We start from the raw sequence: 5,984 nt of genomic DNA, 5'->3' as shown, positions 1-5,984 counted from the left end.
GGATGCGGCGGCCAAGCTTACAGGGACGTACTTGCAGCGTCCCCCGCGCAGCCCACCCGCCCGGCCAAGCCCATGAAGCCGGTCGACTAACAGTCGACCCTACCAAGATGTCGCCACGAGGGGCTCCGCCATTGGCCGGAACCCCCGCGACAAACCCGCGCACGTGCGCAATCCCCGCGAACGGCGGACAATGGAGATCTCAGGCGGCCCGCCACGCCGCACCTCCCGCTTTCCGCTGCAAGGAATCCCCCATGGCCGCCCGCAAGTCCACCGCTCCCCTCATCGAAGTCACCGCCCGCCCCGGCAAGCCGCTGGGCATGGCCCCGGCCACCTTCCTGCGCGACTTCTGGCAGAAGCGCCCGCTGCTGATCCGCAACGCCTTCCCCGATTTCCAGACCCCGGTGCAGCCGGAAGACCTGGCCGGCCTGGCCTGCGAAGAAGGCGTACTCGCGCGCCTGATCCAGCACGACAAGGCCCAGGACGACTGGCGCGTGCGCAGTGGCCCGTTCCAGGAAGACGTGTTCCCCGCCCTGCCCGACCACGACTGGACCCTGCTGGTGCAGGACGTCGACAAGTGGGACCCGGACGTTCGCGCGCTGATCGAGCACTTCAACTTCCTGCCGCGCTGGCGCATGGATGACGTGATGATCAGCTTTGCCGCCACCGGTGGCTCGGTCGGCGCCCACGTCGACCAGTACGACGTGTTCCTGCTGCAGGCCCACGGCCACCGCCGCTGGCAGATCGACGCCAGCGAATCGATCAAGGGCAAGCGCCCGCCGCTGGGCTTCCGCCCGGACGTGGAATTGAAGCTGCTGCAGGTGTTCAATCCCACCCACGACTGGGTGCTGGCGCCGGGCGACATGCTGTACCTGCCGCCGAACGTGCCGCACCACGGCGTGGCCGAGGATCCGTGCCTGACCTTCTCCTTCGGCATGCGCGCCCCGGCCTCGGCCGAGCTGATCAGCGACTACCTGGATACCCTCATCGCCGATGCCGACGAGAACATCCGCTACCAGGACCCCGACCTGAAGGTGCCGGCCGACCCGAACGAAATCGACACGGTGGCGATGGCGCGGGTGATCACCGCGCTCAACGCCATCCGCATGAACGACCCGGACAAGCTGGGTGACTGGTTCGGCCGCTTCATCACCACCTACCGTGCTGCGGGCGAAGTGATGGCCCACCAGGCCGCCCCGGCCCCGGAGGAAGTGGTCCAGGCCCTGGCCTCGGGCCTGCTGCTGCAGCGCCACCCGTGGGCGCGCCTGGCCTGGCGCCGGGCCAAGCGCGGCGCCAGCCTGTATGTCAGCGGCCAGGATTTCGCCCTGCCGGTAAAGGACGCGCAGCGCCTGGCCGGTGCCGAGCAGCTCGACGCGGCGGCCTACCGTGGCCTGTCCGACAAGGGCCGCGCGGTGCTGCAGCAGCTGCTGGTTGGCGGCGTGTTCCAGCTGATCGACCCGAACGAGGTGTTTGACGCCGAGGACGAGGACGAAGGCGAGGACGCCGCGGTGCTGGGCGAAGTGGTCGAGGGCCAGGCCCAGGTAGCCGAACTCGACGAGGAAGTGGTCTCCGACGACGTGCACACCGTGACCGTCCACGACGACGGTATCGAGGTCATCGTCAACTTCGAAGACCACGACGAAGACGACAGCGACGCCGGTCGCGCCTGAGCCATGGCCTCGATCCGGGTCCAGCAGGTCAGCCACGCGGACGCCCATGCCGCCATCCACGGCGTGCGGCAGCGGGTATTCGTGCAGGAACAGGGCATCGCCGCCGAACTGGAGCGTGATGCGCTGGACCCGGTCTGTGTCCACGTGCTGGCCCTGGACGCCGACGGCCAGCCCGTCGGCACCGGCCGCCTGGCCCCCGATGGCCGCATCGGCCGCATGGCGGTGCTGGCCAGCGTGCGCAACCAGGGCGTCGGCGAGGCCCTGCTGGAGGCGCTGGTGCAAGCCGGTCGCCAGCTCGGCCTGGCCGAGGTGCACCTGCACGCCCAGCTGCCGGCGCGTGATTTCTACGCCCGTCAGGGCTTCCTGCCGGAAGGCGAGGAGTTCGAGGAGGCCGGCATCGGCCACCAGCAGATGCGCCGCCGGCTGGGCGTAGCCAGTGCCATCGACAGCCGCGCCGAGGCGGTGGCCATCACCACGGCCATCGTTCCACCGCGCCCGTCGCCAGCTGTGGCTGCACAGCCGCCAGCTCGACCCCGGCTTGCTGGATGCGCCGCCGGTGCAGGCGGCCCTGCGCCGTTTCGTCACCGCCCGCCACGACAAGCAGCTGCGGGTGATCGTGCACGATGCGGCCGCGATTGCGGCTGCCGGCGCACCGCTGCTGGCCCTGGCCCAGCGCCTGCCCAGTGTGATCCAGTTCCGCGAGGTCAGCGATCCGATCGACCGTGCGCTGGCCTCGGCCGGCCTGGTCAATGACGCGGGCGACTTCTACTTTCGTCTTATCGGCCATCGCCTGGAGGGCGAAGCCGGAATCGCGCTGCCGGCACGTTCGCAGCCGTTCGAGCAGCAATTGCAGCGTGTCTGGGACCGTTCGCGCGATTGCAGCGAACTGCGCGCGCTCGGCATCTGAGCGCGCTGTCCCGGACAAACCTGTCTGGGAGCGACACCGGGGGACGCGCAATGCCGCTGGCGGTGCCCCTTCGTGTCCGGATGGGGGTACAATTTGGCCGTTTGAACGCGCCCGTGCAGGGCTATTCATTTTCCTGCCGGGTCCTTCTGAAGCCATACCCCACAAAGCGAATCAGCACCCTCCATCGTGGACAATCAACTGAAGCAGTTTGCGCAATCTTCGCAACTCGCCGGCGGCAACGCCTCCTATGTCGAGGACCTGTACGAGCAGTACCTGGTCTCCCCGGATAGTGTCGATCCCAAATGGAAAACCTACTTCGACGGCTTCAAGGGCCGAGAAGCAGGCGACATTCCGCACTCGGCCGTCATCTCCCACATCGCGGACGCGGCCAAGGATGCGCTGAAAGCCGGCACCGGCACGGGTGCAGGCGACGAGCGTGAGCGCAATGTCGGTCGTCTGATCACTGCCTACCGTTCGCGCGGCCACCTCGATGCGCGCCTGGACCCGCTGGGCCTGACCACGCCGGTCAACACCCCGGACCTGGGCCTGCCGTTCCACAGCCTGTCCGACGGCGATCTCAACAGCGAGTTCAGCACCGGCGGCGTCGGCGGCCAGCCGCGCATGAAGCTGCGTGACCTGCTGGCGCGCCTGAAGGCGACCTACACCGGCTCGATCGGTGCAGAGTTCATGCACATCGCCGAAGTCGAGCAGCGCCAGTGGATCTACAAGAAGCTGGAACTGGCCGGTGGCAACTACCAGCTGGACGCTGACACCCAGCGCCGCACGCTGGAGCGCCTGACCGCCGCCGAAGGCCTCGAGCGTTACCTGCACACCAAGTACGTCGGCCAGAAGCGCTTCTCGCTGGAAGGCGGCGACTCGCTGATCCCGATGATGGACACCATCATCCGCAGCGCCGGCAAGGATGGCGTCAAGGACGTGGTCGTCGGCATGGCCCACCGTGGCCGCCTGAACGTGCTGGTCAACGTCCTCGGCAAGAACCCGCGCAAGCTGTTCGACGAGTTCGAAGGCAAGTTCGAGCACGACGAGCACGCTTCGGCCGGCGACGTGAAGTACCACATGGGCTTCTCGGCCGACGTGGCCACCGACGGTGGCCCGGTGCACCTGGCGCTGGCGTTCAACCCGTCGCACCTGGAAATCGCCGACCCGGTCGTTGCCGGTTCCGTGCGTTCGCGCCAGGAGCGCCGCAAGGACACCGCGCGCAAGCAGGTCATGCCGATCCTCATCCACGGCGACGCGGCCTTCTCCGGCCAGGGCGTGGTCATGGAGCTGTTCCAGATGTCGCAGGCCCGCGGCTTCGCCGTCGGCGGCACCGTGCACATCGTGGTCAACAACCAGGTCGGCTTCACCACCTCCAACCCGCTGGATACGCGTTCCACGCGCTATGCCACCGACGTGGCGAAGATGATCGCCGCCCCGGTGCTGCACGTGAACGGTGATGATCCGGAAGCGGTCGTGTTCGCCGCGCAGCTGGCCTTCGAGTTCCGCCAGAAGTTCGCCAAGGACGTGGTCATCGATCTGATGTGCTACCGCCGTTGGGGCCACAACGAGGCCGACGAACCGGCGATCACCCAGCCGCTGATGTACCAGGTGATCCGCAAGCACCCGACCACCCGCGAGCTGTACGCCGAGCAGCTGGAAAAGGCAGGCGTGATCGCCGCCGGCGCCGGCAAGGCAATGGTCGATGCGTACCGCGACAAGCTGGACGGTGGCGAAGTGACCACCGAACTGGCCAAGGTCGAGAAGACCCCGCCGACCAGCCCGCTGTTCGTCGATTGGCCGAAGCTGCTGGAAGGCAAGCTGTCCGATGAAATCTCCACGAAGGTGGACAAGGACAAGCTGGTCGAGCTGGCCAAGCTGATCAACACCGTGCCGGAAGAAGTGCAGCTGCACTCGCGCGTGTCGAAGGTCTACGACGACCGCCGCAAGATGGCCGCCGGCGAGATCCCGGGCGACTGGGGCTTTGCCGAGAACCTGGCCTACGCCACCCTGCTGGACGAGGGCAATGCCCTGCGCCTGGTCGGCCAGGACGTCGGCCGCGGCACCTTCACCCACCGCCACGCGATCCTGCACGACCAGAAGACCGACAACTACTACCTGCCGCTGCGGCAGCTGGTGGATTCGCCGGAGAAGGCCACCATCATCGATTCGCTGCTGAGCGAAGAAGCCGTGATGGCCTATGAGTACGGTTTCTCGACCACCGATCCCAACACCCTGTGCATCTGGGAAGGCCAGTTCGGCGACTTCGCCAACGGCGCCCAGGTGGTGATTGACCAGTTCATCGCCGCCGGCGAAGCCAAGTGGGGCCGCATCTCTGGCCTGACCCTGCTGCTGCCGCACGGCTATGAAGGTCAGGGTCCGGAACACAGCTCGGCGCGCCTGGAGCGCTTCCTGCAGCTGTGCGCGCTGGAAAACATGCTGGTCGTGGTTCCGTCCACCCCGGCACAGGCCTTCCACATGCTGCGCCGCCAGCTGCACCTGACCACCCGCAAGCCGCTGGTGGTGATGTCGCCCAAGTCGCTGCTTCGCCACAAGCTGGCCGTGTCGACCCTGGACGAGCTGGCCAACGGCGAGTTCCAGCACCTGATCGGCGATGCCAATGCCGATGCCAAGAAGGTCAAGCGCGTGGTGCTGTGTTCGGGCAAGGTCTACTACGACCTGCTGGAAGACCAGACCAAGCGTGGCCAGGACGACGTGGCGATCATCCGCGTGGAACAGCTGTACCCGTTCCCGCGTGCGCTGCTGGCCGCCGAACTCAAGAAGTACGGCAAGGCCACCGACGTGGTGTGGACGCAGGAAGAACCGCAGAACCAGGGTGCGTGGTACCAGATCCGCCACCACCTGCAGTTCTGCCTGGCCGATGGCCAGAACCTGCACTACGCCGGTCGCGCACGTTCGGCTTCACCGGCTGCCGGTCACATGGCTGACCACGTCCGCGAACAGCAGCAGCTGGTCGCCGATGCACTGGTCAACCCGTTCAACGACACGTTCGCTGAATAATTCCTCCCCCTATTTAGAAGACAAACCAGGAAGCTCCCGCAATGGCCACCGAAGTCAAAGCCCCGGTACTGCCCGAATCCGTCGCCGACGGCACCATCGCCACCTGGCACAAGAAGGTGGGCGACGCCGTCAAGCGCGACGAAAACCTGCTTGACCTGGAAACCGACAAGGTCGTCCTGGAAGTGCCGTCGCCGGTTGACGGCGTGATCAAGGAGATCAAGTTCAAGGAAGGCGACACCGTGACCTCCAGCCAGGTCGTGGCGATCATCGAAGAAGGCGCCGTGGCTGCTGCCCCGGCTCCGGCCGCTGAAGCCGCTCCGGCTGCCGCTGCTGCCCCGGCCGCTGCTGCTCCGGCCGCTGCCGCCGCCCCGGCCCCGGCTGCCAAGTCGGCT

At 67.1% G+C, this 5,984-nt stretch carries 3 protein-coding genes and 1 pseudogene; all 4 read left to right on the top strand.

From position 1 onward, the window contains the following. The first annotated feature begins 251 nt into the window (after nucleotides 1-251). Nucleotides 252-1,667 carry a cupin domain-containing protein gene (locus DCO49_RS19095; protein ID WP_116865333.1) on the top strand — a complete coding sequence of 472 codons (1,416 nt, stop codon included), beginning with the start codon at nucleotides 252-254 and terminating at the stop codon, nucleotides 1,665-1,667. A 3-nt stretch (nucleotides 1,668-1,670) separates the two neighbouring features. Next, nucleotides 1,671-2,574 (top strand): annotated as a pseudogene (locus DCO49_RS20695) (GNAT family N-acetyltransferase). A 186-nt stretch (nucleotides 2,575-2,760) separates the two neighbouring features. Then, a complete protein-coding gene (locus tag DCO49_RS19085; protein ID WP_116865332.1) occupies nucleotides 2,761-5,592 on the top strand; it encodes a 2-oxoglutarate dehydrogenase E1 component in 2,832 nt (943 codons plus the stop codon). Between the two features lie 41 nt (nucleotides 5,593-5,633). Continuing rightward, nucleotides 5,634-5,984, top strand: a 351-nt coding sequence (locus DCO49_RS19080) for a biotin/lipoyl-containing protein (RefSeq protein WP_343126037.1), incomplete at its 3' end; no start/stop codon positions are given.

The organism is Stenotrophomonas sp. SPM, assembly GCF_003105135.1.
Taxonomy (GTDB): domain Bacteria; phylum Pseudomonadota; class Gammaproteobacteria; order Xanthomonadales; family Xanthomonadaceae; genus Stenotrophomonas.
Note: the sequence above shows the minus strand (reverse complement) of the source record. Positions and strands in the feature narration are given on the sequence as shown.

Bases quoted from the DNA above. Each gene is read 5' to 3' on its own strand.
- DCO49_RS19095 (WP_116865333.1), top strand. From the start codon at position 252: ATGGCCGCCCGCAAGTCCACCGCTCCCCTCATCGAAGTCACCGCCCGC.